Source organism: Pseudomonas sp. MWU15-20650 (assembly GCF_023242475.1).
In the GTDB taxonomy this organism is placed as follows: domain Bacteria; phylum Pseudomonadota; class Gammaproteobacteria; order Pseudomonadales; family Pseudomonadaceae; genus Aquipseudomonas.
Map to the genome: position 1 here is coordinate 182,589 of NZ_JALJFG010000005.1, position 26,954 is coordinate 209,542.

The window sequence follows — 26,954 nt, forward strand, 5'->3', positions numbered from 1 at the left end:
AGAGGAAACCCCTGTGATCCGCGTATTGGTAGCCGAAGACCACACCATCGTCCGTGAAGGCATCAAGCAATTGATCGGCCTGGCCAAAGACCTGCAAGTGGTGGGCGAGGCGAGTAACGGCGAGCAGTTGCTGGAGACCTTGCGCCACGTGGCGTGCGAGGTTGTGTTGCTGGATATCTCGATGCCGGGTGTGAACGGGCTGGAAGCCATTGCGCGCATCCGTGCTCTGAATAACCCGCCGGCGATCCTGGTGTTGTCCATGCACGATGAGGCGCAAATGGCCGCCCGGGCCTTGAAAGTCGGTGCGGCGGGGTATGCGACCAAGGACAGCGACCCAGCCCTGTTGTTGACGGCGATTCGCAAAGTCGCGGCGGGCGGGCGCTATATCGACCCGGACCTGGCTGACCGCATGGTGTTTGAAGTTGGCTTGACGGATGCGCGGCCGCTGCATTCGTTGCTCTCGGAGCGCGAGTTTTCGGTGTTCGAGCGCCTGGCCCAGGGCGCCAACGTCAATGACATCGCCCAGCAACTGGCGCTGAGCAGCAAGACCATCAGCACGCACAAGGCGCGCCTGATGCAAAAGCTGAACATTACGTCCCTGGCCGAGTTGGTGAAGTACGCCATGGAACATAAGCTGTTGTGACGACATGCCTGTTTACGACCTCCCGTAAGTTCTGCTGGGGCCATTCCCCGCGTGCAGAGCCCTGACACTGTTCCATCCCCGCCATCGTTGTAGGGCAATCCTTACCCCCAGGCTTCCATCCGGCTGATGCAATTCTCTCCTGGCCCCCGATTTCCGCGGTCTCGCGCCTGGACTACGCTTGTGCCACAGCAGTCCAAAATACAAAGGTGCGGGTATGAGCGAGGTGGATTCAAATGATGTGCTGGTCAGCTTTCGTGGCGTGCAGAAGAGCTACGACGGCGAGAACCTGATCGTCAAAGACCTCAACCTGGAAATTCGCAAGGGCGAGTTTCTCACCCTGCTCGGGCCATCCGGTTCGGGCAAGACCACCAGCCTGATGATGCTCGCCGGTTTCGAGACGCCAACCGCCGGTGAAATCCTGCTGGCCGGACGCGCGATCAACAACGTGCCGCCGCACAAGCGCGACATCGGCATGGTGTTTCAGAACTATGCGTTGTTCCCGCACATGACCGTCGCCGAAAACCTGGCGTTCCCATTGTCGGTGCGAGGCTTGAGCAGAACCGATGTCAGCGAGCGGGTCAAACGTGTGTTGAGCATGGTCCAGCTCGATGCCTTCGCCCAGCGCTATCCGGCGCAACTCTCCGGGGGGCAGCAACAGCGCGTGGCCCTGGCCCGTGCACTGGTGTTCGAACCGCAGCTGGTGCTGATGGACGAACCCCTTGGCGCACTCGACAAACAATTGCGCGAACACATGCAGATGGAGATCAAGCACCTGCACCAGCGTCTCGGTGTGACGGTGGTGTACGTGACCCACGACCAGGGCGAAGCCTTGACCATGTCCGACCGCGTGGCGGTGTTCCACCAAGGCGAAATCCAGCAGATTGCCGCGCCGCGCACCTTGTACGAAGAACCTAAAAACACCTTTGTCGCCAACTTCATCGGTGAGAACAACCGCCTTAACGGGCGTTTGCACAGCCACAGCGGCGAGCGCTGCGTGGTGGAGCTGGCGCGCGGCGAAAAGGTCGAGGCGCTGGCGGTGAATGTCGGCCAGATCGGTGGCCCGGTGACCCTGTCGGTGCGCCCGGAGCGCGTGAGTCTCAACGGCTCCAGCGAAAGCTGCGTCAACCGTTTCTCCGGCCGCGTGGCGGAGTTTATCTACCTGGGCGACCACGTGCGTGTGCGCCTGGAGGTTTGCGGCAAGGCCGATTTTTTTGTGAAACAACCGATTGCCGAGCTGGACCCGGCCCTGGCGGTCGGCGACGTGGTACCGATTGGCTGGCAAGTCGAGCACGTTCGCGCACTCGACCCACTTCTAGAGGCGAACTAATCGCCCCATGGCTTCACCAACCCTGCATGTGGAGAGAACAACAATGTTGAGATCCCTTAAATATTCCGCCCTGGTTTTAGGCCTGATGGGCGCGACACAAGCCATGGCAGGCCCGGACCTGACGGTCGTGTCCTTTGGCGGCGCGAACAAGGCGGCCCAGGTCAAGGCGTTCTACGCACCGTGGGAAAGCGCGGGCAACGGCAAGATCGTCGCCGGCGAGTACAACGGTGAAATGGCCAAGGTCAAAGCCATGGTCGACACCAAGAGCGTGTCCTGGGACCTGGTGGAAGTGGAGTCGCCGGAACTGTCCCGTGGCTGTGACGAAGACATGTTCGAGCCGCTCGACCCCAAACTGTTCGGCAATACCGCGGACTACGTGAAGGGCGCGATTCAGCCCTGCGGCGTGGGCTTCTTTGTGTGGTCCACCGTGCTGGCCTACAACGCCGACAAATTGACCAGTGCACCGACCAGTTGGGCGGATTTCTGGGACACCAAGAAATTCCCCGGAAAGCGCGGCCTGCGCAAGGGCGCCAAGTACACCCTGGAATTCGCCTTGATGGCCGACGGCGTGGCACCCAAGGACGTGTACAAAGTGCTGGCCGGCAAAGATGGCCAGGACCGTGCATTCAAGAAGCTGGATGAACTCAAACCGTCGATCCAATGGTGGGAAGCTGGCGCACAACCACCGCAGTACCTTGCTTCTGGCGACGTGGTAATGAGCTCTGCCTACAACGGTCGCATCGCCGCTGTGCAAAAAGAAAGCAACCTGAAAGTGGTCTGGAACGGCGGCATCTACGACTTCGACGCGTGGGCCATCCCTAAAGGCTTGGCCAAGGACCGCGCGGAAGCGGCGAAGAAGTTCATCGCCTTCTCGGTGCAGCCGCAACAGCAGAAGACCTATTCGCAAAACATCGCCTACGGCCCGGCCAACACCCAGGCTGTGCCGCTACTGGCCAAGGATGTGTTGAAGGATATGCCGACCACTCCGGAAAACATTGCCAACCAGGTGCAGATCGACGTGAGTTTCTGGGCGGACAACGGTGAGCAATTGGAGCAGCGCTTCAATTCGTGGGCTGCCAAGTAACCAGCAACGCAGCTCGACCTTTGTGGGAACCGGTAAGTGTGGGAGCACGCCTGCTCCCACATGGGGTCTGCTTTGTTAGGCCGATTGCATTCATTTTCAAGTTCCGGAGTCAGTCATGGCCATCGCCGTTCCCTCGAACGAGGTCAACAGCCCCACCCTTAAGCAGCGCCTGGCGCGTGCCGAGCGGCTCAACCGCTGGAAGGCCCAAGCTTTGATTGCGCCATTGGTGCTGTTTTTGCTGCTGGTGTTCCTGGTGCCGATTGTTGCGCTGCTTTACAAAAGCGTCGGCAACCCGGAAGTGGTGGGTGGTTTACCGCGTACCGTGGTGGCGGTAAAGACCTGGGATGGTCGTGGTCTGCCGGGTGAACCGGTGTATCAGGCCCTCAGCGACGACCTTGGCGAAGCGCGTAAAAACCAGACACTGGGCGATCTGTCCAAACGTTTGAACATGGAACTGGCCGGCTATCGTAGCCTGCTGACCAAAACCGCGCGGGCGCTGCCGTTTACCGAAGCGCCTGCCTCTTATAAACAGGCGCTGGAAACCCTCGACGAGCGCTGGGGCGACCCGGCGTACTGGCAGGCAATCCGGCGCAATACCAGCAGCCTTACGCCTTACTACCTGTTGGCGGCCGTCGATCACCGCATCGATGACCTCGGCGAAGTGGCCCCGGCAACGCCGGACCAGGCGATCTACCTGGACATCTTCGCCCGCACGTTCTGGATGGGTCTGGTGATTACCTTCATCTGCCTGCTGCTGGCGTACCCGTTGGCCTACTTGCTGGCCAACCTGCCAGCACGTAAAAGTAACTTGCTGATGATCCTGGTGTTGCTGCCGTTCTGGACCTCGATCCTGGTGCGCGTGGCAGCGTGGATTGTGCTGCTGCAATCCGGTGGGCTGATCAACAGCGCGCTGATGAGTGTGGGCCTGATCGATAAGCCGTTGGAATTGGTGTTCAACCGCACCGGGGTGTACATCTCCATGGTGCATATCCTGCTGCCGTTCATGATCCTGCCGATCTACAGCGTGATGAAAGGCATCTCGCCCACGTATATGCGGGCGGCGATCTCCCTGGGATGCCACCCGTTCGCCAGCTTCTGGCGTGTGTACTTTCCGCAGACCTATGCGGGTGTGGGTGCCGGTTGCCTGCTGGTGTTCATCCTGGCGATTGGTTACTACATCACGCCGGCGCTGCTGGGCAGCCCGAACGACCAGATGGTCAGCTATTTCGTGGCCTTCTACACCAACACCAGCATCAACTGGGGCATGGCCACGGCGTTGGGCGGCTTACTGCTGCTGGCGACCGTGCTGCTGTACCTGATCTACAACCGGCTGGTAGGCGCCAGTCGCCTGCGCCTGAGCTGAGGAGGCCATGCGATGCTGAGCCCTTATATGTCACCGGTAGAACGGGTGTGGTTCTACAGCTTGCGGATCTTGTGCGGCTTGATCCTGCTGTTCCTGATATTGCCGGTGCTGGTGATTATCCCGCTGTCGTTCAACAGTGGCAGTTTCCTGGTGTACCCGCTGCAAGGTTTCTCGCTGCATTGGTACCAGGACTTCTTCGCCTCGGCCGAATGGATGCGCGCACTGAAGAACAGCATCATCGTTGCCCCGGCGGCCACCGTGCTGGCGATGGTGTTCGGCACCCTGGCAGCGATTGGCCTGACCCGCGGCAACTTCCCCGGCAAGGCGCTGGTGATGGCGCTGGTCATTTCGCCGATGGTGGTGCCGGTGGTGATTATCGGCGTGGCCAGTTACCTGTTCTTCGCGCCGTTGGGGTTGGGCAACAGTTTCTTCTCGCTGATCGTGGTGCATGCGGTGCTGGGCGTGCCGTTTGTGATTATCACGGTGTCGGCGACCTTGCAGGGCTTCAACCATAACCTGGTGCGAGCTGCCGCCAGCCTGGGCGCCTCGCCGTTGACTGCGTTTCGTCGGGTGACCTTGCCGTTGATCGCGCCGGGGGTGATTTCTGGGGCACTGTTTGCGTTCTCCACGTCATTCGATGAAGTGGTCGTGACGCTGTTTCTCGCCGGCCCTGAGCAAGCGACCTTGCCTCGCCAGATGTTCAGCGGCATCCGTGAAAACCTCAGCCCGACGATTGCTGCAGCGGCGACCTTGCTGATTGCCTTCTCGGTGCTGTTGTTGCTGACCCTGGAATGGCTAAGAGGCCGCAGCGAAAAACTGCGCACCACGCAGGTCTGAAGCCAAACCGAGATCAAAAGGTGGGGGCAAGCCCGCTCTCACATGGGGGTGTGTTTATTCAGATAATGACCATTCAGCCGCTGAATGGCAGACAACCCCTTTGCCTCAGCTACTCTTGTGCAAGCCCATTATTAACAAGAGGCCGCGCACATGAGCACTTCCTCATTCAAGATCGCCCACAAACTGCTGACCGGCGCTGGTGCCATCGAGCAGTTGGCCGCCGAGCTCACGCGTCTGGATGTGGATAACCCACTGATCGTGACGGACGCCGCGCTGGTCAAGTCCGGCACCGTGGCGCTGGCGCTTGAGCATTTGGGTGAGCGCACCTACGAAATTTTTGACCGCGTGCTGCCCGACCCGGAAATTGCCATCGTGGAAGACTGCATGCGTGCGTACCGTGAAGGCGGGCATGACGGCCTGATTGGCCTGGGCGGCGGCAGCGCTATCGACATTGCCAAAAGCGTCGCGGCCTATGCCGGTTACCACGGCGCCCTGGCGGATTTGTTCGGCGTCGACCAGGTGCCGCGTAAAGGCCCACCGCTGATCGCTATCCCGACCACGGCCGGTACCGGTTCGGAAGTGACCAATGTGGCGATACTCTCCGACAAGGTGGCACAGCTGAAAAAAGGTATCGTCAGCGACTACTTGCTGCCGGATGTTGCTCTGATCAGCCCGCAAATGACCCTGACGTGCCCGCGCAGTGTCACCGCCGCCAGTGGCGTGGACGCGTTGGTGCATGCCATCGAATCCTATCTGTCGCTGAATGCCTCGCCTGTCACTGACGCCTTGGCCATCGGCGCGATCAAGCTGATTGCCAGTGCGTTGCCCAAAGCCTACGCCAACCCGGCCAACCTGCAGGCCCGTGACGACATGGCGACGGCGAGCCTGATGGCCGGCATGGCCTTTGGTAATGCGGGGGTAGGCGCGGTGCATGCGTTGGCGTACCCGCTGGGCGGACGTTTCAATATTGGCCACGGTGTGAGCAATGCGCTGTTGCTGCCCTATGTGATGCATTGGAACAAGCTCGCCTGCGTCGAGCGCATGCGCGACATCGCCCAGGCCATGGGCGTGAATGTCGCCGGTGTCAGTGTCAATGATGCAGCCGACCAAGCCGTTGATGCGATGACGCGACTGTGTGCCGCAGTGGAGATCCCATCCGGCCTGCGCAGCTTCGGGGTTCCCGAGGACGCCATCCCCGCCATGGCCACGGAGGCGGCGGGCATTGAGCGCTTGATGCGCAATAACCCGCGTCAGCTCAGTGCCGCCGATATCGAGAAAATTTACCGGGCGGCTTACTAGCGGTTGAGTCAGGTCACGGTGCGCGGGGCAAAGCATGAGGTATACAATGCGCACCATCGTGATTTAGCTCAAAAAGGTGCGTCATGCAGCCCTTCGTCATTGCTCCATCGATTCTCTCCGCCGACTTTGCCCGCCTGGGTGAGGAAGTGGACAAGGTGTTAGCCGCCGGTGCCGACTTCGTGCACTTCGACGTCATGGATAACCACTACGTGCCCAACCTGACCATCGGCCCGATGGTGTGCGCTGCGCTGCGCAAGTACGGCGTCACCGCCCCGATCGATGCGCACCTGATGGTCAGCCCGGTAGACCGCATCATCGGCGACTTCGTGGAAGCCGGCGCGACCTACGTCACCTTCCATCCGGAAGCCTCGCTGCACGTCGACCGCACCCTGCAATTGATCCGTGAAGGCGGCTGCAAGGCGGGCCTGGTGTTCAACCCGGCGACTCCGTTGAGCGTGCTCGAGTACGTGATGGACAAGGTCGACATGATCCTGCTGATGAGCGTCAACCCAGGCTTTGGCGGGCAGAAGTTCATCCCCGGCACCCTGAACAAGCTGCGCGAAGCGCGCGCGCTGATCGACGCGTCTGGCCGTGATATCCGCCTGGAGATCGACGGTGGGGTCAATGTCAACAATATCCGTGAGATTGCCGCTGCGGGTGCCGACACGTTCGTGGCCGGCTCGGCGATCTTCAATGCCCCGGACTATCAGGCCGTCATCGACACGATGCGCGCCGAACTGGCGCTGGCGCGTCCATGAGCGGCTTTGAGCAGCTGTTCCCCGGCAAATTGCCACGGCTGGTGATGTTCGATCTGGACGGTACCTTGATCGACTCGGTGCCAGACCTGGCGGCGGCGGTGGACGAGATGCTGCTCAAGTTGGGGCGCAAACCGGTCGGGATCGAGTCGGTGCGTGAATGGGTGGGGAATGGCGCGCCGATGTTGGTGCGGCGGGCCCTGGCCAACAGCATCGACGCCGACGGTGTCGATGAGGTCGAGGCCGAACACGCCCTGGAATTGTTCAACGCCGCCTATGAAGACGGCCACGAACTGACCGTGGTGTACCCAGGCGTGCGCGACACCCTCAAGTGGCTGCACAAACAAGGTGTGGAAATGGCCTTGATCACCAACAAGCCGGAGCGTTTTGTCGCGCCGCTGTTGGACCAGATGAAGATCGGCCGTTACTTCCGCTGGATCATCGGCGGCGATACGCTACCGCAGAAGAAACCCGACCCTGCGGCGCTGTTTTTCGTGATGAAGATGGCCAATATTCCCGCCTCTCAATCATTGTTCGTCGGCGACTCACGCAGTGATGTGCTGGCCGCGAAAGCGGCGGGCGTGCAGTGCGTGGCCCTGAGTTATGGTTATAACCACGGTCGGCCGATTGCAGAGGAATCGCCGGCATTGGTGATTGATGACCTGCGGCTGCTAATCCCCGGTTGCTTGGGAGCGGGTGCTGAGATAACGTTGCCCGACATTGATCCGTCCCCTTCTGGAAATTCCATCGTGGTGGTCACTCGCAAACTCTGGATGAAAGTCATCAAGGCCCTGGCCCGCTGGCGTTGGCGCGCCTGACTGATCCTGGCCGCGTAGCGGCACGTTTGCTTACCTGACCGTTTGACCCTCAAGCCACGAGGCACCTCATGATCCGCGAAGAATTCCTGCGTTTGGCCGCTGCCGGCTATAACCGTATTCCCCTGGCCTGCGAAACCCTGGCCGACTTTGACACGCCGCTGTCGATCTATCTGAAATTGGCTGATGAGCCCAACTCCTATCTGCTCGAATCCGTACAGGGCGGTGAGAAGTGGGGCCGTTACTCGATCATCGGCCTGCCGTGTCGTACGGTGCTGCGCGTGCACGACCATCATGTGAGCATCACCCATGACGGCGTCGAGATCGAAAGCCATGAGGTAGAAGACCCGCTGGCGTTCGTCGAAACCTTCAAGGCGCGCTATAACGTGCCGACCATTGCTGGCTTGCCGCGCTTCAATGGTGGCCTGGTGGGGTATTTCGGCTACGACTGCGTGCGTTATGTAGAAAAACGCCTGGGCAAGTGCCCGAATCCGGACCCTTTGGGCGTGCCCGACATTTTGCTGATGGTCTCCGATGCGGTGGTGGTGTTCGACAACCTCGCCGGCAAGATGCATGCGATTGTCCTCGCCGACCCAGCCCAGGCGGATGCCTTCGAGCAAGGCCAGGCCAGCCTCGAAGCCTTGCTGGAAAAGCTGCGCGAGCCCATCACCCCGCGTCGTGGCCTGGACCTCAGCCGTCCACCTGCCGCCGACCCGGTGTTCCGCTCCAGCTTTACCCAGGATGACTACGAGCGCGCGGTCGATACCATCAAGCAATACATCCTTGCCGGTGACTGCATGCAAGTGGTGCCGTCGCAACGCATGTCCATCGACTTCAAGGCCGCGCCGATTGACCTTTACCGTGCGCTGCGTTGCTTCAACCCGACGCCCTACATGTACTTCTTCAACTTTGGCGACTTCCACGTGGTGGGCAGTTCACCGGAAGTGCTGGTGCGCGTCGAAGACAACCTGATCACCGTGCGGCCGATCGCCGGTACTCGCCCACGTGGCGCGACTGAAGAAGCGGATCTGGCGCTGGAAGAAGACCTGCTGAGCGACGACAAGGAAATCGCCGAGCACTTGATGCTCATCGACCTGGGGCGCAACGATACCGGGCGTGTCTCGGAGATCGGCTCGGTGAAACTCACTGAAAAGATGGTCATCGAGCGCTATTCCAACGTGATGCACATCGTCTCCAACGTCACCGGCGAGTTGAAGGCCGGTTTGACTGCGATGGATGCACTGCGCGCGATTTTGCCGGCGGGCACTTTGTCGGGGGCGCCGAAGATCCGGGCGATGGAAATCATCGACGAGCTCGAGCCGGTCAAGCGTGGCGTCTATGGCGGTGCCGTGGGCTATTTCGCCTGGAACGGCAATATGGACACCGCGATTGCGATCCGCACGGCGGTGATCAAGGACGGCGAGCTGCACGTGCAGGCGGGGGGTGGGATTGTGGCTGACTCGGTGCCGGCCCTTGAATGGGAAGAAACCTTGAACAAGCGCCGCGCGATGTTCCGTGCCGTGGCCTTGGCTGAACAAACACCGCGGGGCTGACGGTCGATCCAGGTCCAGGAGCGGGCTCGCTGTGGCGAGCCCGCTCCCAGGGCTGTGCGTGACTGTCACGATCCGATCAGAAATCCAGGCTCACCCCGACACTGACCCCTTGCTGGGTAAAGCTGTCATCTTTCCTCACGTTATATGCCGCGTTCAGCGCCAGGTCCTTGGTCACTTTGTGGGTAACCCCCAGGTTCAGGCGGTCGGAATTGGTGCGCAGCGTGTAGCCCTCCAGTTTGAAATTGATCCCTGGCACGCTGTTGAGTGACATGCGCACCTGCTGCGTATCGTTTTCAAACTCATATTCGTGGGCCACTTCGCCGAACATCAGAGTTTGGGGGGTGAAGCGGTAATTGGCTTGCAGGCCGAGGCCAAGGCGCTTGGAGTCGCGCTGCTGGTCATCAAAGGTCAAGGCCGTGGAGCGGGCATCTTTCTCTGAGTAGCCGTTCACGTTGACCCGTGAATAGTCGGCGCTGATAAATGGCGAGAAGTGCCATTCGCTGTTCGGTTCGGCGATGTCATAGCCCACGCGTGCGCTCAAGGCCCACAGCCAGCCGTCAGTGTCACCCTTCTCGGCGCCTTCGCTCACGCCCAGGGCGAACTTGCGCTTGAGGCTGTCGAAGTCCAGTTTGCCGCCGGTCAACGCGGCGTCTGCCCACCAGTGGTCCTCCTGATATTGAGCGAAGGCAGTGCCCATGTAGCTGTTGAGTTTGTAGTCCGAATCCCGTTCGCCTAACTCAAGGGTCTGCCGATAGAGACCGGCCGCCAGGCCGACACGCCATTCATCGCTGAGACGGTAGCTGCCACCGATGTTGAGGTTGTAGCCACTGCCGTCACCGCCGGCCGAACGGGTTTGATCATCGAAGTTCAGGTGCTGGCCACCGGCGGCAACAATCGCTCGCCATTGACCCACGGCCTGCCAGTTACCGGAGTCGGCTTGCCACTGGTTGCGCAATTCATCCTGGTGGGCGCGCAAGGTGCCTTGGGCCATTTCCGGGAGTAAGGTCAGTTCCCAAGGGGCGGACAACAGTGAGTAGGCATAGTCGGCGATCAACCGTTGCCCGGTTTCGGTCGGGTGGACCGAGTCGTTGTAGACCAGTTTGGTCGGGTCCGGGTTGGTGCCACCGATGCCGTATACGGGGTTTGCCGTGCAGTTGTTGCCGCTGAAGCAGGTCTGGTTGAGGTTCTGGTCGGTGGCCAGTCCGAAACGGCCCGGGTTCGCGAAGGTTTCCTTGAGTAGTAACGGTATGTTCAGCGGGATGACTTGGGCATCGATCTGCGACAGGCGCTGTACCAGGGCTTGGTTGAAAACCGTGCTCAACTGACTGACGGGCCCCTGCAGAGGCGTACCATTCAGGGCGGGCGTCAGACCCAGGTCCGGTAGCATCCAGACCATGACATAGCGTGCTCCAGCCTGTTGCAGGGCTTGAACGCCATCGGCCAGGCGCCCGGCGGAAGCGGCCGCCTGGCCGGGGTTGGTCACCAAACCGTCGAGGAAGTCATTGCCGCCGCCCGACAGAAAATACAGCGCCTTGGGGTCGGCGCGCCCGCCTGTCGCCGCCAGGTAGCCCGGGCGGCTGCGTAGCACGGCATTGGTGTCGGCGTCGGTAACGGTGGAGGTCGATGTGATTGAATCCAGGATTTGGTCGGTACGATAACCGCCCACTGCCCAGTTATTGCCATCGGCCTGACCCAGCGCAGCGCGCTCCGGCGAGGTGGATGCATTCAGGTCACCGGCGGCGACACCCAATTTGCCGCCCAGCAGTGTTGACGAGACCAGGGAGGTACTTTCGGTGCCGTTGCTCAGGTAGGTCGGCCCGGTACGGTTGGTGAAACGATAGGTTGAGCCTGGAGGGCCGCCGGGGTCGGCAAATGTACCGGCATCGGCCAGGCTGTCGCCAAAAACCACCATCGTTGAATAAGGTGAAGGTGCTGCAACCGCCTGTGCGCAGGCCAGAGACAAGAGATAGCCGGCAAGGGGTACGAAAAGCGCTGGTCTGAGCATGCAGAATTCCATTTGGTTGTTTTTGTTTCGAAAATGAAACACTAGCAAAGTATTTAACTTTCGCTGTAGGAAACGGCCGCCCCCCCCTGTCAGCCTTCCCGTATTTGCGGCGCCATATTGCACCGTTGGCGAGGCTACGTTACTGTGCCTGAACGTATGAATGAGACCCTCCCCGTGTTGATCATCAGCAAACTCTTGATGCGAGTAGTCAAGGCACACGCCCGTTGGCGTTGGCGCGCCTGACATTTTTCTCTGCCGGCCTGGCCGGACCTGTACCGATTTGCCTTCTTCACCCGTTGTTCGACGCCCCTTGCCGGCTCACCCTGGCAACCGGAACGTGCGTCTGCAGCGGGTCACTCTCTGGGAAGGCGGTCATTCGAAATCAGTGAATTCAAGAGGTTTGAACCCACATGTTGCTGATGATTGATAACTACGATTCCTTTACCTACAACGTTGTGCAATACCTGGGCGAGCTCGGTGCCGAGGTCAAGGTCGTGCGCAACGATGAGCTGACAGTCGCCGAAATCGCTGCCCTGAACCCGGAGCGCATCGTGGTTTCGCCAGGCCCGTGCACGCCGACTGAAGCAGGTATCTCCCTCGAAGCCATCCAGTATTTCGCCGGCAAGTTGCCGATACTGGGCGTGTGCCTGGGCCACCAGTCCATCGGCCAGGCCTTTGGCGGTGATGTGGTGCGTGCGCGTCAAGTGATGCATGGCAAGACCAGCCCGGTGTTCCATAAAGACCTCGGTGTATTTCACGGTTTGAACCTGCCGGTGACGGTGACCCGTTACCACTCGTTGGTCGTCAAGCGCGAAACCCTGCCCGAGTGCCTGGAACTGACGGCCTGGACTCAGTTGGAGGACGGCTCGGTCGACGAGATCATGGGCTTGCGTCACAAGACACTGAACATCGAAGGGGTGCAGTTCCACCCCGAATCGATCCTGACCGAGCAGGGCTATGAGCTGTTCGCCAACTTTCTGAAACAGAGCGGCGGCACGCGCTAAGGACTTTTCATGGATATCAAGACTGCCCTGAGCCGTATCGTCGGCCATCTGGACCTGAGCACCGCCGAGATGAGCGATGTGATGCGCGAGATCATGACCGGTCAATGCTCCGACGCACAGATCGGTGCCTTCATGATGGCAATGCGCATGAAGAGCGAAAGCATCGACGAAATCGTCGGCGCCGTGTCAGTGATGCGTGAGCTGGCGGACAAGGTTGAGCTCAAGACCCTCGACGGCGTCGTCGATGTCGTCGGTACCGGCGGTGACGGTGCGAATATCTTCAACGTGTCGACGGCCTCCTCCTTTGTGGTCGCCGCCGCTGGCTGCACCGTGGCCAAGCACGGTAACCGTGCGGTTTCCGGCAAGAGCGGCAGTGCCGACTTGCTGGAAGCGGCCGGTATCTACCTGAACCTTACCCCAGTGCAAGTGGCGCGCTGCATCGACAGCGTCGGTATCGGCTTCATGTTTGCCCAATCCCATCACGGCGCGATGAAATACGCTGCCGGCCCCCGCAAAGACCTTGGTCTGCGTACCCTTTTCAATATGCTCGGCCCGCTTACGAATCCGGCCGGCGTGAAGCATCAGGTGGTGGGCGTATTCAGCCAGGCGCTGTGCCGGCCATTGGCCGAAGTCTTGCAGCGCCTGGGTAGCAAGCATGTGCTGGTGGTGCATTCCAAAGATGGCCTGGATGAATTCAGCCTGGCGGCGCCGACCTTCGTGGCGGAGCTGAAGAATGACCAGGTCACCGAATATTGGGTCGAGCCCGAAGACCTCGGCATGAAGAGCCAGAGTTTGCACGGCCTGTCGGTGGAAAGCCCGGCGGCGTCCTTGGAGTTGATTCGTGATGCGTTGGGTCGCCGTAAGACCGAAAATGGTCAGAAAGCTGCGGAAATGATTGTTCTGAATGCTGGCGCGGCGCTTTATGCGGCCGACCACGCCTATAGTCTTAAGGAAGGTGTCGCCTTGGCCCACGATGCGTTGCACACCGGTCTGGCTCGAGAGAAACTCGAAGAGCTGGGAGCATTCACCGCAGTATTCAAGATGGAGAATGAAGGATGAGCGTGCCAACCGTTCTGGAGAAGATCCTGGCCCGCAAGGCCGAAGAAGTGGCCGAGCGCCGTGCCCGCGTGAGCCTGGCCGAGTTGGAAGCGCAGGCGAAAATCGCCGACGCGCCACGTGGCTTTGCCAAAGCCTTGATCGCTCAAGCCAAGCTCAAGCAACCAGCCGTGATTGCCGAGGTCAAAAAAGCCTCGCCGAGCAAAGGTGTCATCCGCGAAAACTTTGTACCGGCCGACATCGCCGCCAGCTACGAGAAGGGTGGGGCGACTTGCCTGTCCGTGCTGACCGATATCGACTACTTCCAGGGTAGTGACCTGTTCCTGCAACAGGCCCGCGCCGCATGCAAGTTACCGGTGATCCGCAAGGACTTCATGGTTGATCCGTACCAGATCGTCGAAGCCCGTGCGCTGGGCGCCGACTGCGTGCTGCTGATCGTCTCCGCACTGGATGATGTGAAAATGGCCGAGCTGGCCGCTGTGGCCAAGAGCGTCGGCCTGGATGTGTTGGTCGAAGTGCACGATGGCAATGAGCTGGAGCGCGCACTGAAAACCCTCGACACGCCGCTGGTGGGGGTCAACAACCGTAACCTGCACACCTTCGAAGTCAGCCTGGAAAACACCCTTGATCTGTTGCCGCGTATTCCGCGTGATCGCTTGGTGATTACTGAGAGCGGCATCGTCAATCGCGCTGATGTAGAGCTGATGGAAATCAGCGGGGTGTACTCGTTCCTGGTGGGCGAGACCTTCATGCGCGCTGAAAATCCGGGTGCAGAACTGCAGCGTCTGTTCTTCCCGGAGCGTGGCGTGACGGTCAGCGGTTCGACATTAGATTGATTGAAGTGCAGTAAAAATGTGGGAGGGGGCTTGCTCCCGATAGCGGAGCATCAGTCGAGTTATTCATCAACTGAATGAATGCTATCGGGAGTTCAAGCCCCCTCCCGCATTGGGTTTTGTGTTTATTCAGATAAGTAGGTGTTCGATGACTCAGCCCGTGATGATGACTGTAGAAGCAGGGCTTGCCGCTGAGCAGGACTTGCTGGCAGCCGTATGTACGGGTAAGCAGGCGTTCGGGTTACTGTTCTGGCAGCCTAGCGACCAAGCCCTGGTGATGCCACGTCGTTTGAGCCGATTGCCGACGTTCGAGGCGGCCAGCCGGGTGTCGGCGGATGCTGGGTGGCCGGTGCTGCTGCGGGAAACGGGCGGTGAGCCGGTGCCGCAGTCCGGCGCCACGGTCAATATCGCCTTGGTGTATGCGCCGCCGCGTAGCGAAGGTGATCAGGGGCGGATCGAAACCGGTTACCAGCGCTTGTGCCAGCCGATCTGCGATTTTTTGATCGAGTTGGGTGGTGATGCTAGCGTCGGTGAAATCGACGGCGCGTTCTGTGACGGTCGCTATAACGTCAACCTGAACGGTCGCAAGATGGTGGGCACGGCCCAGCGCTGGCGGCAAAGTGGTGGCCGCCCGGTGGGCTTGGTGCACGGTGCTTTGTTGTTGGATAACGACCGCGAAGAATTGATTGCGGCGGTCAACCGCTTCAATGAAGCCTGTGGCCTCGACCAACGAGTGCGTGCCGACAGCCATATTGCGTTGCACGAAACCTTCCCCGCGCCGGATGCGTTCACCCGCTTGGATGCGCTGTACCGTCGGATGCTGGCGGAGTTCCTACCGGTTTAACGCGTTCCGAATACCACCATCGTCTTGCCTTTGACGTGCACCAGGTTGCGCTCCTCCAGATCCTTGAGTACGCGGCCGACCATCTCGCGCGAGCAACCGACAATGCGCCCGATCTCCTGGCGCGTGACTTTTATCTGCATACCATCGGGATGGGTCATGGCATCGGGTTGCTTGCACAGTTCCAGTAGGCAGCGAGCCACTCGGCCCGTGACGTCGAAGAACGCCAGGTCACCGACCTTGCGCGTGGTGTCTCGCAGGCGCTGGGCGATTTGCCCGCTCAAGGCGTACAGGATGTCTGGGTCATGCTGGGCCAATTCGCGAAATTTCGTATAGCTGATCTCGGCGACTTCGCACTCAACCTTGGTCCGAACCCAGGCGCTACGTTCCTGCTCTTTGCCTGCTTGTTCAAACAGCCCCAACTCACCAAAGAAGTCCCCAGTGTTCAGGTATGCAATGATCATTTCGCGGCCGTCTTCATCCTCGATCAGGATGGTGACCGAACCCTTGATAATGAAGAACAGTGTTTCGGAGCGCTCGCCAGCGCAGATGATGTTGTGTTTGGCCGGATGGCGTCGGCGCTGGCAATGCATCAATAGCTTGTCGAGATTCTTGATCTTGGGTGTGGGAGTAAGAGCAACCATGGTTGGATCCCGAAAAAACTGCGCGGTGTGGTTGGAGTTGTTTTAATCCAGCGGTACCAGCATTGATACACGCTATACAAAGGATGGCAATGCGCCATTGATTTGGCGCCAGCTTACCAGACACATTCTGCCTCGATTAGCGAATTTACCTGGTAAGCGCTGTCATTGATCAACTTCGTGTCGGGCGCTGCTGTTTCAGACGCTGTGCTAAGCTGACGACCCTTTTTTAGCAGTGGAGTCTGGGTGATGAAGGCACGCATCCAATGGGCGGGCGAGGCCCTGTTCCTCGGTGAGTCGGGCAGTGGCCATGTAGTGGTCATGGACGGTCCGCCAGAAGCCGGTGGCCGTAACCTGGGGGTACGCCCGATGGAAATGCTGCTGCTGGGTGTCGGTGGTTGCAGCAATTTCGACGTGGTCAGCATCCTGAAAAAGTCCCGCCAGGCCGTGGAAAGCTGCGAAGCCTTCCTGGAAGCCGAGCGCGCCACAGAAGATCCCAAGGTGTTTACCAAGATCCACATGCGTTTCGTGGTGAAGGGGAGGGCGCTGAAGGAAGCACAGGTCAAACGTGCCGTCGAACTGTCGGCCGAGAAGTATTGCTCGGCGTCGATCATGCTGGGCGCGGCAGGTGTAGCGATTACCCATGAATACGAAATCGTTGAGCTAGGCGACCAATAAAACGGCCGGCAAAAAGAATGGGCGCTTTGAGAGCGCCCTTTTTAACGGCTTAGATTCGGTAGGTGCTTTTGGTCATGACCTTGGCCAGCAGGCTCATGCCGAACCTTACCGGTGCAGGGAAGCGGAAGCCGCCGGCATCCAGCGCACTTTCTGCGTGGTGTTCTTCATCAATGCGCATTTGCTCAAGAATGGCCCGGGACTTTTCGTCTTCGGCCGGCAGTTGCTCCAGATGTTCATCCAGGTGCTTGCAGACCTGATGCTCGGTTGCGGCGACAAAACCGAGGCTGACTTTGTCGCTGATCAAGCCGGCAGCGGCGCCGATACCGAATGATAAACCGTAGAACAGAGGGTTCAGCACGCTGGGATGGCTACCCAACTGGCGAATGCGTTGCTCGCACCAGGCCAGATGGTCGATCTCTTCTTCAGCCGCATGCTCCATTGCTGCGCGTACATGCGGCAACTTGGCGGTCAGCGCTTGGCCTTGGTACAGCGCCTGCGCGCAGACTTCACCGGTATGGTTGATGCGCATCAGGCCGGCGACGTGGCGGGTGTCGGTCTCGTTCATCTGCGCATCGGGTTGCACAATGGCGGGTGATGGGCGATACGGTTGGCCGCTGAATGGCAACAACGTGCGCATGGCCATATCGGCTTGCAGCAACAGGCGGTCAATCGGCGAGTAGTGACGTTGGGTAGTCATGCTGACCTCCGGGAAGAATCTCGGCGGCCAGTTTACCGCAAGAGAGGACGAAGCGTTTGCGCTGAGTCAAGGGCATGGGGTCGCATCCCTGGGGCGCGACTCCGGTTGCCGGGGTGATCAGCCCGGTGGCCAGTTCATCTGACGCTGACCCAACACGTGCATATGAATGTGATAAACGGTCTGCCCGCCATCTTCATTGCAGTTCATGACGACGCGAAACCCCTTCTCGCAGCCCTGTTCCACCGCCAGCCGTTGAGCGGTGAACAGAATGTGGCCAGCCAGGGCTTTGTCCTCTTCGGTGAGATCGTTGAGGGTGCGAATCGGCTTTTTCGGAATGACCAGGAAATGCACGGGGGCCATTGGGGCGATATCGTGGAAGGCGAGGACCTGGTCATCTTCATAGATGATCTTCGCAGGTATTTCTCTGTTGATGATCTTGGTGAACAGAGTATCCACAGCTGTTTCTCCATTGTGAAAGTGCAGGGTGAGTGTACCCAGGCGATCAACGTGGGCAATAGGCCTTGTTGATGGCGCCGGCGATCTTGCGGGTCAGCCAGCGTGGGCTGAAACGCGGGCTGAACGCCAGCCAGCGATTGCGGCGCCCAGGAATAATGATGGCTTTGTTTTTTTCCAAGGCTCGCACGGTGTAGAGCGCGACTTCTTCCGGGCTCATCAACTGCCGGCTATGCTCGAGCTTTACCGTGTCCATCTGCGCCGTGCCAAAAAAAGCGGTGCGCGTAGGGCCGGGGCACAGTACCGAAACCTTGATGCCACAGGTCTTCAGCTCTTCGCGCAAACCTTCGGAAAAGTGCAGCACATAGGCTTTGCTGGCGTAGTAGCTGCTCATCCAGGGGCCCGGTTGGAAGGCGGCAACTGAGGCAACGTTGAGAATCTGCCCGCCACCCTGCAGTGCCATGGCATTGCCAAGGGCGTGGCACATACGAGTCAGGGCCAGGATGTTGACCTCGATCAGGTCCTGCTCGGTCATCCAGTCCTGAGCCAGGAACGGTCCGCTGGTGCCGATACCGGCGCAGTTGACCAGCAGGTCGATCTGCCGCTCACCTTCTTCGAGCTCCAGCAAAAAGCCGGACAGACGTAGTGGCTCGCCCAGGTCGCAGGCACGAAACAACACCTCGACGCCGAAGCGTTGAGTCAGTTCGATTGCAATGCTTTCCAACTGATCACGCTGGCGGGCCACCAGAATCAAGCTGCGGCCACGTCGGGCCAGTGCTTCGGCCAAAGCCAGGCCGATGCCGCTGGAAGCACCGGTGATCAGAGCGTAACGGGTCATGCCTTTCTCCATCGCAACGCCGCCGGGCCTGTGACAGAGGCATCACAGGCGGGCGGGCGTTTCTTCACTGTTCCGGAGAGTCTACAGGTTCGGCCGTGTCGTCAGCACTTTGCGCGCCTTCTTCTTCATCAACGATGACGCTTTGATCGGCGGCGTCATCGGAGGTGATGGAGCTGCTTTCGTAGCTGCTGTCCATGTTGGCTTCAAGTTGGTTCAGGTAGCCGTTCATGCCCAGCGTCACCACGATGGCGAGCATCACCGGGATAAACGCCAGCCACAGAGTGGCCAGTACTTTTACGGCTGTGGAGTTGCGCGGTGGTGGCGCACCATATTGGTTGGCGCCTGCATTGCCCGGTGCGACCATCAGTACGATCGGGAAGACGCTGTTCACCAGCGGCACAAGGTTGAGGAAGTACAGCCAGCCTGACCACCCGATGTCGTGCAGGCGCTGCACACCGATTTGCACGCTGACCCAGACAATCGCAACAACCAGCGCCAAGCCCAGCAGCACCCCGAGGAGAGTGCCGGCTGTCGGCGAGGCGGTGGCCACGGCAAAGCTGACGGTGCTGATGATGCCACCAGCCACCAGCATTGCGAGGGTCAAAACCAGCGTCCAGGCCAGATACCGCAGACGGCCGATGCGCCCGTGGACGGTGAAAATCTTGAGATTGGCGTACTCCGGCAAGTCATCCCCCACGGCAGCTCGCGGCGGGGCGTAAGGCGAGGCGGCCTGGCTAGAGAAGTCAGCGGCGGTGGAATCTGTTTCGTGAGTTTCTGCGAGGTTGAAGGCTACGGGCTGCTCGGCTTCGATACGCGCATCGATCCCGGCGTTTTTCAGCGCTGTGAGGTAGGTTTGCGCGTCCGAAGAGGATAGGTCGCGTTTCAGGGCAACCGGGCGACCGGTGAAGAGTTTTTCGACGGCCGCCACGTCGCTCTTGAACAGCTCGGCGAGGTTCAGTTTGGCGGTGGTGCTATCGACGCCTGGGAGTAAAGTTCCGTCAAACACAATCTTGAAACGGTTGTCGCTCATGCGGGCATCCTTGTCACTTAGTCAGGAAGGGGGCGTGCAGGCCCGTCCAATCGACGGGCCAGGCAGTGGGTCAGCGTGGCCAGCGCAGTTGCGCTGCGTGCTCGCGTGCTTGGCGGTATTCGCTATCCAGGCGGGCAACGAGTTCATCGACGCTAGGCAAATCATCAATCTCTCCGACGCCTTGGCCGGCAGACCATACAGTTTTCCATGCCTTGGCCTCATCGCTCAATGGCTTTAGCTTGGAACCGAAGTTGACTTCACCCTTGCCTTGAAGGGCGGCGAGGTCAAAACCGGCATTTTCCAGGCTCTGGCGCATAAAGCTTGCGGGTACTCCCGAGACTGCGGGAGTGTGCACGATGTCGGCGGCGTGGGATGTGAGCAGCATCTCTTTATAGGCATCTGGCGCATGGCTTTCGGTAGTGCCGATAAAGCGCGTACCGAAATAGGCGAGGTCCGCACCGAGCAGTTGGGCTGCGAGAATCTCGTGCCCGTGATTGAGGCAGCCGGCCAGCAGCAGGGTTTTGTCGAAGAACTGGCGAATTTCGGCGATCAGCGAGAAGGGGCTCCAAGTACCTGCGTGGCCACCGGCGCCGGCGGCTACGGCAATCAGGCCATCGACGCCTGCTTCGGCGGCCTTCTCGGCATGGCGTCGGGTAGTGACGTCATGAAACACCAGGCCGCCGTAGCTGTGAACGGCATCGACCAACTCCTTCACTGCCCCCAGGCTGGTGATGACGATGGGTACCTTGTGCTCGACGCAGATTGCCAAGTCGGCCTGTAGCCGTGGATTACTGTTGTGCACGATCAGGTTGACGGCATAGGGCGCGGGATTATCCAGCTTCGCCAGGCCCGCTTCGATTTCTTCCAACCATGCCTTGAAACCGCTGCTTTCGCGTTGGTTGAGCGCCGGGAAACTCCCGACTATTCCGTTGCGGCAGCACGCCAGGACCAACTGTGGGTTGGAGATCAGAAACATCGGTGCCGCCACGACGGGCAGGCGCAGACGTTGTTCAAGCAAAGCAGGCAGCGACATTGGAGGTTCCCCGAGCAATTGAGGTTAGAACGGTTTGACGACGACCAAAATTACGATAGCCAGCAATATCAGAACGGGCACCTCATTGAACCAGCGATAAAAGACATGGCTGCGGGTGTTTTCGCCACGCGCGAAACGTTTTACCTGTGCGCCGCACATATGGTGGTAGCCGATCAGCAGCACCACCAGCGTCAGCTTGGCGTGGATCCACGCGCCGGATTGAAAGATGGCGGGGTTGAGGTAGATCAGCCAGCCGCCGAATATCAGCGTGGCAATCATCGCCGGCCCCATGATGCCGCGGTACAGCTTGCGCTCCATGACACTGAAGCGTTCTTTGCTGACGGTATCCTCACTTTGCGCGTGATAGACAAACAAACGTGGCAGGTAGAACAGCCCGGCAAACCAGCAAACGATACTGACGATATGGAAGGCTTTGACCCATAGATAGAGCATTTTTAGTTATTCCCAGGTTCACGGTAGCGAAGATAGTAGTGGCTCATGCCTCCGTACGTCACGTTGGCGGTTGTCGCAGGACGATACGGCCCCTATTATCGACGGCTTTCCAGTGGGTTCGTTGAGGGCAGGTTTATGGTCAAGGTCGGTATCGTCGGCGGCACGGGTTACACCGGTGTCGAATTGCTGCGTCTATTGGCTCAGCATCCGCAAGCTGAGGTGGTGGTCATCACTTCCCGATCCGAGGCTGGGCTGGCTGTGGCCGATATGTACCCGAACCTGCGAGGCCACTATGACGGCCTGGCGTTCAGTGTGCCGGACATCAAGACCCTTGGCGCCTGCGACGTGGTGTTCTTCGCCACGCCTCACGGGGTTGCCCATGCGCTGGCCGGTGAGTTGTTGGCGGCCGGAACCAAGGTCATCGACCTCTCGGCCGATTTCCGCCTGCAAGATGCTGATGAGTGGGCCAAGTGGTACGGCCAGCCCCATGGTGCGCCGCAGTTGTTGGAAGAAGCGGTCTACGGCCTGCCGGAAGTCAATCGTGAGCAGATCAAGCAAGCACGCCTGATTGCCGTGCCGGGCTGCTATCCGACAGCAACGCAGCTGGGCTTCTTGCCATTGCTGGAAGCTGGCTTGGCGGATACTTCGCGCCTGATCGCCGACTGCAAGTCGGGCGTCAGCGGTGCCGGTCGTGGTGCGGCGGTAGGTTCTTTGTACTCCGAGACATCGGAAAGCATGAAGGCTTATGCGGTTAAAGGGCATCGCCACCTGCCGGAAATCCGCCAGGGACTGCGTCGGGCCGCGGGCAAGGACGTGGGCCTGACCTTTGTACCTCACCTGACGCCAATGATCCGTGGCATTCACTCGACCCTGTACGCCAATGTTGTCGATCGCTCGGTAGATCTTCAGGCGCTGTTTGAAAAGCGTTATGCCAACGAACCATTCGTCGATGTGATGCCGGCAGGCAGTCACCCGGAAACCCGCAGCGTGCGTGGCGCCAACGTGTGTCGGATAGCGGTGCATCGTCCGCAGGATGGCGATTTGGTAGTGGTGTTGTCGGTGATCGATAACCTGGTCAAGGGCGCCTCGGGTCAGGCGGTACAGAACATGAATATCTTGTTCGGTCTGGATGAGAAGCTGGGCCTGTCCCACGCGGGCATGCTGCCTTAACGGCGACGAGCTGCTATGCAAAAGGCCCGTTAAGCGGGCCTTTTGTTTTTTTAAGCGTGACTGCGCAGATTGATATACCGTAACAATAGTTGACCGCTTTTCTAGGAGAAGCGGATAATGCCCGCCATTACGCATATGGCGGCGCTACGCCGGGAGATTATCAGCATGAGCGTTGAATCCTTCACCCCCACGGCTTTGCAATTCACCCACGGTGCTGCGCACAAGGTGAAGAGCCTGGTCGATGAAGAGGGTAATGATCGCTTGAAGCTGCGCGTATTCGTTACGGGCGGCGGTTGTTCAGGGTTTCAGTACGGTTTTACCTTCGATGAAGATGTGGCCGATGACGACACCATCGTCGAGCGCGAGGGCGTCAGCCTGGTCGTGGATCCGATGAGCTTCCAATACTTGGCGGGTGCCGAGGTGGACTACCAGGAAGGTCTGGAAGGTTCGCGTTTCGTGATCAAGAACCCTAATGCCACCACTACGTGTGGTTGTGGGTCTTCGTTCTCGATCTGATCGGTAGCGGATGCAAAAACGCCGCTTGGCCTTGATCGGCCAAGCGGCGTTTTGCTGTCTGCGGGTCCTGGTTGTGGTCAGGCCGGGTAGATCGCCCCCAGAATCCGAAGCCCGCGCGCACCGGTTACGCTGGGGCGATTGGCGGTGATGCCTTCCAGGCAGCAATGGGCCAGCCAGGCAAAGGCCATGGCTTCGACCCAGTCTGGATCTACGCCATAGGTGGCGGTGCTGCTGACTTGGGTGGAGGGCAGCAGTGCTGTCAGTCGACTCATCAACGTCGTGTTATGGGCGCCGCCACCGCAAATCAGCAAGGTCTCTGTGCGCGGCTGGGCGCTTTGCAGGGACTCGACGATGGTGAGGGCGGTCAGTTCCAGCAGGGTGGCCTGCACGTCCTCAGGTCGAAACTCTGGCAGGCGAGCAAGGTGTCGTTGTAGCCATGCCAGATTGAATACTTCGCGACCGGTGCTTTTAGGGCCTTTAGCCAAGAAGAAAGGATCGCTGAGCAATGCATTGAGTAGTTGCGGCTGGACCTGGCCACTGGCGGCCCACTGGCCGTCGCGATCAAAGTGTTCATTACGCTGCAGGTGAATCCAGGCATCCAGCAAGACGTTTCCCGGGCCGCAATCGAAGCCGGCTACAGGCTTGCCTGTCTCGATCAGGCTGAGGTTGCTGAAGCCCCCGACATTCAACACCGCGCGGTTGCCGGTATGCTCGCCGAACAAGGCCTCATGAAATGCGGGTACCAGGGGTGCGCCTTGCCCACCGGCAGCCACGTCACGGCTGCGGAAGTCGCTGACCACAGTGATACCTGTCAGCTCGGTGAGCAGGGCAGGGTTGCCGATCTGCACGGTAAAGCCTCGGCCGGGTTCATGGCGAATGGTCTGCCCATGACTGCCAACCGCTCGAACGTCCTGAGGTTTGATGTTGTGCTGATTCAGTAGCGCGTGAATGCCTTGGGCTGCGAGCGCCACCCACTGTTGCTGGGCAATCGCCGAGCGGGCGATTTCATCCGGGCCGCTGGCACATAGGCTAAGCAGTTCGGTACGCAAAGTGTCGGGCATGGGGATGTAATGGGTGGCGATCAGGTTGATCGCCGGGCCTTGTTCGATGAGCGCGATATCCAGGCCATCGAGGCTGGTCCCGGACATCACACCGATATAGAGCGGCATACCTTAGCGCTTCGCCGAGGCTAGCAAGGTGGAGCGCTCTTGATCCATGCGTGCCATCAATGGTTGGCTCTGTTGCATGAAGCGCGCGCGCTCGGCCTTGGCGATCGGATCGGCCATTGGCAGCTTCTGGCCCAATGGGTCAACGTGTACGCCATTGACCTGGAACTCATAGTGCAGGTGCGGTCCGGTAGACAGGCCGGTGGTGCCGATGTAGCCGATTACTTGGCCCTGCTTCACGTTGCCGCCTGTCTTGACGCCCTTGGCGAACCCTTGCATGTGACCATACAGCGTGCGGTAGGTGTTGCCGTGCTGGATGATCACTGTGTTGCCGTAACCACCGCGACGTCCTGCCAGTAACACCTTGCCGTCGCCGGCAGCCTTGATTGGCGTACCACGAGGGGCTGCATAGTCGACACCTTTGTGGGCGCGAATTTTGTTCAGAATTGGATGCTTGCGACCCATGGAGAAACGCGAGCTAATACGAGCGAAGTCCACTGGGGTGCGGATGAACGCCTTGCGCATGCTATTGCCGTCGGCTGTGTAATAGCTGCTATTGCCTTGTTTATTGGTATATCGCACGGCGGTGTAGGTTTTGCCGCGGTTGGTGAAGCGCGCAGAGAGAATGTTGCCGGTGCCTACTACTTTGCCATTGGCGACTTTCTGCTCGTAGATCACGTCGAATTCGTCACCCTGGCGGATGTCTTGGGCAAAGTCGATGTCATAGCCAAATACTTTGGCCATGTCCATGGTCATGCTGTGAGACAAGCCGGCACGAGCGGCCGATTGTGACAGGGAACTGTTGATCACGCCGTGTACGTAGGCGGATCGCATAACCGGCTTGGCGGTGATGCGGTTGAAGGCAAAGCCCTTGGAACCCTTGCTCAGGCTGATGCTTTCCAAGTCGCTGATGCTGGTGTGCAGGTTCTTCAACTGGCCATCGGGCGTCAGTTCAAACTCGAGCTTTTGGCCGTGTTTGAGCTGGGTAAATTGCTTGGCTTGTTTGTCGCTGGCCAGTACTTCATTTACTGCGGTGGCAGGCAATCCAACCTTTTCGAACAGGGTAGACAGTGTGTCGCCTTTGGCCACGATCACTTCGCGGTGTTGGGGGTTCTTGGCCGCGGCTGGCGCGGGGTGTTCCTGGGTGGTTTGTTGAGTCTCTTCGGGAGTGCTTTCTATCTGTGCGAAGGGGGATTCAATTGGAGCATTTGTGGCTTGTTGGGCGTCGGAAGCGTCTTGATCTTGTGTCAGTTGTTCTGCTGGGCTTTCCAGGTCAAGGCTCAGGGATGTTCTTTTGGCTTCTACGTCACTGGAAGGGAACACCAGGAGTGCCAGGCTGAGTAGGGCGGCGATGCCACTTGCGGCGAGCAGGTGGGTCTTCGGGTAAAGCGGCGGCGCTTTAGACGGTTCAGTGGTCATAAGTAATTTTGACTTTGAAGATGAAATGGAAAAGATGAATGACATGATGAAGATGAAATAACTGTATAAAATATAACCAAATCATCTGTGGCGCAAGCTCGCGAACGCTGGGCTTGCTGAACGGTGCCTGTGTGCAGGGCAAAACTTGTAATTAGTCCCTGATCTTGTATGGTTGGTTCCCTTTTGAGTCTGAGCCTTGCGGGTCTGTTATGAAGTCGGTTGAAGAGCAGCTAGCGCTGATAAAACGTGGTGCGGAAGAATTGTTGGTCGAGGCCGAGCTGATCGAAAAGCTCAAGCGTGGCCAACCCCTGCGTATCAAGGCTGGCTTTGATCCGACTGCGCCGGATCTGCACCTGGGCCATACCGTGCTTATTAATAAGCTTCGTCAGTTCCAGGAGCTGGGGCATCAGGTTATCTTTCTTATCGGTGACTTCACTGGGATGATCGGCGATCCGAGCGGCAAGAGCGCAACGCGTCCGCCGCTGACTCGCGAGCAGGTTCTCGATAATGCCGAGACCTACAAGACCCAGGTGTTCAAGATTCTCGATCCTGCTAAGACCGAGGTGGCATTCAACTCCACCTGGATGGACCAGATGGGGCCGGCAGACTTCATTCGTCTGACTTCCCAGTACACCGTAGCGCGCATGCTTGAGCGTGATGACTTCGACAAGCGCTACTCCACCAATCAGCCCATTGCGATCCATGAGTTCCTTTACCCATTGGTTCAGGGGTATGACTCGGTGGCATTGCGCGCGGATGTTGAGCTGGGTGGTACCGACCAGAAGTTCAACCTGCTGATGGGGCGCGAGTTGCAACGTGCGTACGGGCAGGAGGCTCAGTGCATTTTGACCATGCCGTTGCTGGAGGGGTTGGATGGCGTCAAGAAGATGTCCAAGTCCTTGGGTAACTATGTGGGTATCCAGGAGGCGCCGGGCGTGATGTACGGCAAGCTGGTTTCTATCCCGGATGCATTGATGTGGCGTTATTTCGAACTGTTGAGCTTTCGCTCGATGGACGAGATCAATGCGCTGCGTGCTGATGTTGAGGCTGGCGCGAATCCGCGTGACGTGAAGATCAAGCTGGCGGAAGAGATAGTCGCGCGCTTCCATGGTGAAGAGGCGGCAGCCAGTGCTCATCGCGCAGCGGGTAATCGGATGAAGGATGGCGAGCTGCCTGACGACTTGCCGGAGATTGAACTGGTTGCGGCGGAGGCGATGCCGATCGCGGCTGTTCTTAATAAGGCGGGCCTGGTGAAGAACTCGGCGGTTGCACGCGATCTTCTGGGTTCTGGTGGTGTGCGTATAGATGGTGAGGTTGTAGATCGCACCTTTATATACGAGCTGGGTGCTACCCATGTTTGCCAGGCTGGTAAGAAGGCGTTTGCGCGTATTACGCTCAAATCCGAATAAGCCTGAAATTAAGTGTTGACGGCGAATTATATCTGT

The 26,954-nt window shown here is 59.3% G+C and carries 27 protein-coding genes; 17 read left to right on the forward strand and 10 right to left on the reverse strand.

Annotated elements, in window-relative coordinates:
- The first annotated feature begins 13 nt into the window (after positions 1 to 13).
- The 9 genes from M5B43_RS07465 (at position 14) to trpE (ending at position 9,676) form a co-directional block, all read left to right on the forward strand.
- Positions 14 to 643 (forward strand): response regulator transcription factor, encoded by a 630-nt coding sequence (locus tag M5B43_RS07465; RefSeq protein ID WP_053258309.1) that lies wholly within the window; start codon positions 14 to 16, stop codon positions 641 to 643.
- Positions 644 to 857: 214 nt separating this feature from the next.
- Complete coding sequence (locus M5B43_RS07470) at positions 858 to 1,970, forward strand: ABC transporter ATP-binding protein (RefSeq protein WP_248749491.1); 1,113 nt, start codon at positions 858 to 860, stop codon at positions 1,968 to 1,970.
- A 43-nt stretch (positions 1,971 to 2,013) separates the two neighbouring features.
- On the forward strand, positions 2,014 to 3,054 hold the full coding sequence (locus tag M5B43_RS07475; RefSeq protein WP_248749492.1) for an ABC transporter substrate-binding protein: 1,041 nt from the start codon (positions 2,014 to 2,016) through the stop codon (positions 3,052 to 3,054).
- A 115-nt stretch (positions 3,055 to 3,169) separates the two neighbouring features.
- Complete coding sequence (locus M5B43_RS07480) at positions 3,170 to 4,417, forward strand: ABC transporter permease (RefSeq protein ID WP_248749493.1); 1,248 nt, start codon at positions 3,170 to 3,172, stop codon at positions 4,415 to 4,417.
- A 12-nt stretch (positions 4,418 to 4,429) separates the two neighbouring features.
- Positions 4,430 to 5,254 (forward strand): ABC transporter permease, encoded by an 825-nt coding sequence (locus tag M5B43_RS07485; RefSeq protein WP_248749494.1) that lies wholly within the window; start codon positions 4,430 to 4,432, stop codon positions 5,252 to 5,254.
- A 150-nt stretch (positions 5,255 to 5,404) separates the two neighbouring features.
- Positions 5,405 to 6,553: an iron-containing alcohol dehydrogenase gene (locus M5B43_RS07490; RefSeq protein WP_248749495.1), complete on the forward strand. Its 1,149-nt coding sequence runs from the start codon at positions 5,405 to 5,407 to the stop codon at positions 6,551 to 6,553.
- An 83-nt stretch (positions 6,554 to 6,636) separates the two neighbouring features.
- Positions 6,637 to 7,311 (forward strand): ribulose-phosphate 3-epimerase, encoded by a 675-nt coding sequence (rpe, locus tag M5B43_RS07495; protein WP_248749496.1) that lies wholly within the window; start codon positions 6,637 to 6,639, stop codon positions 7,309 to 7,311.
- Positions 7,308 to 8,126, forward strand: coding sequence for a phosphoglycolate phosphatase (locus M5B43_RS07500; protein ID WP_248749497.1), 819 nt, complete (start codon positions 7,308 to 7,310; stop codon positions 8,124 to 8,126). Before rpe ends, M5B43_RS07500 begins: the two co-directional genes overlap by 4 nt.
- Positions 8,127 to 8,194: 68 nt before the next feature.
- Positions 8,195 to 9,676 carry an anthranilate synthase component I gene (gene trpE, locus M5B43_RS07505; protein WP_248749498.1) on the forward strand — a complete coding sequence of 494 codons (1,482 nt, stop codon included), beginning with the start codon at positions 8,195 to 8,197 and terminating at the stop codon, positions 9,674 to 9,676.
- A 76-nt stretch (positions 9,677 to 9,752) separates the two neighbouring features.
- On the opposite strand, the gene estP is transcribed toward trpE, so the two are convergent.
- Positions 9,753 to 11,681, reverse strand: a complete 1,929-nt coding sequence (estP, locus tag M5B43_RS07510; protein WP_248749499.1) for an esterase EstP — start codon at positions 11,679 to 11,681, stop codon at positions 9,753 to 9,755.
- A 410-nt stretch (positions 11,682 to 12,091) separates the two neighbouring features.
- Here estP and M5B43_RS07515 point away from each other — a divergent pair, with 410 nt between their 5' ends.
- From M5B43_RS07515 to M5B43_RS07530, 4 genes are all read left to right on the forward strand, one after another.
- Positions 12,092 to 12,685 (forward strand): aminodeoxychorismate/anthranilate synthase component II, encoded by a 594-nt coding sequence (locus M5B43_RS07515; protein WP_053258301.1) that lies wholly within the window; start codon positions 12,092 to 12,094, stop codon positions 12,683 to 12,685.
- A gap of 9 nt (positions 12,686 to 12,694) precedes the next feature.
- Positions 12,695 to 13,744, forward strand: a complete 1,050-nt coding sequence (gene trpD, locus M5B43_RS07520) for an anthranilate phosphoribosyltransferase (RefSeq protein WP_248749500.1) — start codon at positions 12,695 to 12,697, stop codon at positions 13,742 to 13,744.
- Positions 13,741 to 14,577, forward strand: coding sequence for an indole-3-glycerol phosphate synthase TrpC (trpC, locus tag M5B43_RS07525; RefSeq protein WP_248749501.1), 837 nt, complete (start codon positions 13,741 to 13,743; stop codon positions 14,575 to 14,577). The genes trpD and trpC overlap by 4 nt, the downstream gene beginning before the upstream one ends.
- Before the next feature lie 145 nt (positions 14,578 to 14,722).
- Positions 14,723 to 15,418 (forward strand): lipoate--protein ligase family protein, encoded by a 696-nt coding sequence (locus tag M5B43_RS07530; RefSeq protein WP_248749502.1) that lies wholly within the window; start codon positions 14,723 to 14,725, stop codon positions 15,416 to 15,418.
- On the opposite strand, the gene crp is transcribed toward M5B43_RS07530, so the two are convergent.
- The gene (gene crp, locus M5B43_RS07535) at positions 15,415 to 16,059 is read right to left on the reverse strand and encodes a cAMP-activated global transcriptional regulator CRP (RefSeq protein WP_043051169.1); all 645 of its coding nucleotides are present in this window, start codon (positions 16,057 to 16,059) and stop codon (positions 15,415 to 15,417) included. The two genes, M5B43_RS07530 and crp, sit on opposite strands and share 4 nt — an antisense overlap.
- A gap of 246 nt (positions 16,060 to 16,305) precedes the next feature.
- Here crp and M5B43_RS07540 point away from each other — a divergent pair, with 246 nt between their 5' ends.
- Complete coding sequence (locus M5B43_RS07540; RefSeq protein WP_248749503.1) at positions 16,306 to 16,734, forward strand: OsmC family protein; 429 nt, start codon at positions 16,306 to 16,308, stop codon at positions 16,732 to 16,734.
- A gap of 49 nt (positions 16,735 to 16,783) precedes the next feature.
- Here M5B43_RS07540 and coq7 read toward each other — a convergent pair whose 3' ends face one another.
- The 6 genes from coq7 to hemJ form a co-directional block, all read right to left on the reverse strand.
- On the reverse strand, positions 16,784 to 17,431 hold the full coding sequence (gene coq7 / locus M5B43_RS07545) for a 2-polyprenyl-3-methyl-6-methoxy-1,4-benzoquinone monooxygenase (protein ID WP_248749504.1): 648 nt from the start codon (positions 17,429 to 17,431) through the stop codon (positions 16,784 to 16,786).
- A gap of 117 nt (positions 17,432 to 17,548) precedes the next feature.
- The gene (locus tag M5B43_RS07550) at positions 17,549 to 17,887 is read right to left on the reverse strand and encodes a histidine triad nucleotide-binding protein (RefSeq protein WP_003210943.1); all 339 of its coding nucleotides are present in this window, start codon (positions 17,885 to 17,887) and stop codon (positions 17,549 to 17,551) included.
- A gap of 46 nt (positions 17,888 to 17,933) precedes the next feature.
- Positions 17,934 to 18,722, reverse strand: a complete 789-nt coding sequence (locus M5B43_RS07555; protein WP_248749505.1) for an SDR family oxidoreductase — start codon at positions 18,720 to 18,722, stop codon at positions 17,934 to 17,936.
- Positions 18,723 to 18,786: 64 nt separating this feature from the next.
- The gene (locus tag M5B43_RS07560; RefSeq protein ID WP_248749506.1) at positions 18,787 to 19,752 is read right to left on the reverse strand and encodes a DUF805 domain-containing protein; all 966 of its coding nucleotides are present in this window, start codon (positions 19,750 to 19,752) and stop codon (positions 18,787 to 18,789) included.
- Positions 19,753 to 19,822: 70 nt separating this feature from the next.
- Complete coding sequence (locus M5B43_RS07565) at positions 19,823 to 20,785, reverse strand: nitronate monooxygenase family protein (protein WP_248749507.1); 963 nt, start codon at positions 20,783 to 20,785, stop codon at positions 19,823 to 19,825.
- Between the two features lie 24 nt (positions 20,786 to 20,809).
- On the reverse strand, positions 20,810 to 21,238 hold the full coding sequence (gene hemJ, locus M5B43_RS07570; protein WP_248749508.1) for a protoporphyrinogen oxidase HemJ: 429 nt from the start codon (positions 21,236 to 21,238) through the stop codon (positions 20,810 to 20,812).
- A 135-nt stretch (positions 21,239 to 21,373) separates the two neighbouring features.
- Between hemJ and argC the strand changes: the two genes are divergently transcribed.
- Both argC and erpA read left to right on the forward strand, forming a co-directional pair.
- Positions 21,374 to 22,408, forward strand: a complete 1,035-nt coding sequence (gene argC / locus M5B43_RS07575) for an N-acetyl-gamma-glutamyl-phosphate reductase (protein WP_248749509.1) — start codon at positions 21,374 to 21,376, stop codon at positions 22,406 to 22,408.
- A 165-nt stretch (positions 22,409 to 22,573) separates the two neighbouring features.
- Positions 22,574 to 22,924 carry an iron-sulfur cluster insertion protein ErpA gene (erpA, locus tag M5B43_RS07580; protein WP_003176443.1) on the forward strand — a complete coding sequence of 117 codons (351 nt, stop codon included), beginning with the start codon at positions 22,574 to 22,576 and terminating at the stop codon, positions 22,922 to 22,924.
- A gap of 77 nt (positions 22,925 to 23,001) precedes the next feature.
- Here the strand turns inward: erpA and M5B43_RS07585 are convergent, their stop codons facing one another.
- Together M5B43_RS07585 and M5B43_RS07590 are read right to left on the reverse strand one after the other, a co-directional pair.
- The gene (locus M5B43_RS07585) at positions 23,002 to 24,093 is read right to left on the reverse strand and encodes an anhydro-N-acetylmuramic acid kinase (RefSeq protein ID WP_248749510.1); all 1,092 of its coding nucleotides are present in this window, start codon (positions 24,091 to 24,093) and stop codon (positions 23,002 to 23,004) included.
- A 3-nt stretch (positions 24,094 to 24,096) separates the two neighbouring features.
- Positions 24,097 to 25,509 carry a peptidoglycan DD-metalloendopeptidase family protein gene (locus M5B43_RS07590; RefSeq protein ID WP_248749511.1) on the reverse strand — a complete coding sequence of 471 codons (1,413 nt, stop codon included), beginning with the start codon at positions 25,507 to 25,509 and terminating at the stop codon, positions 24,097 to 24,099.
- 209 nt (positions 25,510 to 25,718) lie between these two features.
- On the opposite strand from M5B43_RS07590, the gene tyrS reads away from it, so the two are divergent.
- On the forward strand, positions 25,719 to 26,918 hold the full coding sequence (tyrS, locus tag M5B43_RS07595; protein ID WP_248749512.1) for a tyrosine--tRNA ligase: 1,200 nt from the start codon (positions 25,719 to 25,721) through the stop codon (positions 26,916 to 26,918).
- Positions 26,919 to 26,954 lie beyond the last annotated feature (36 nt).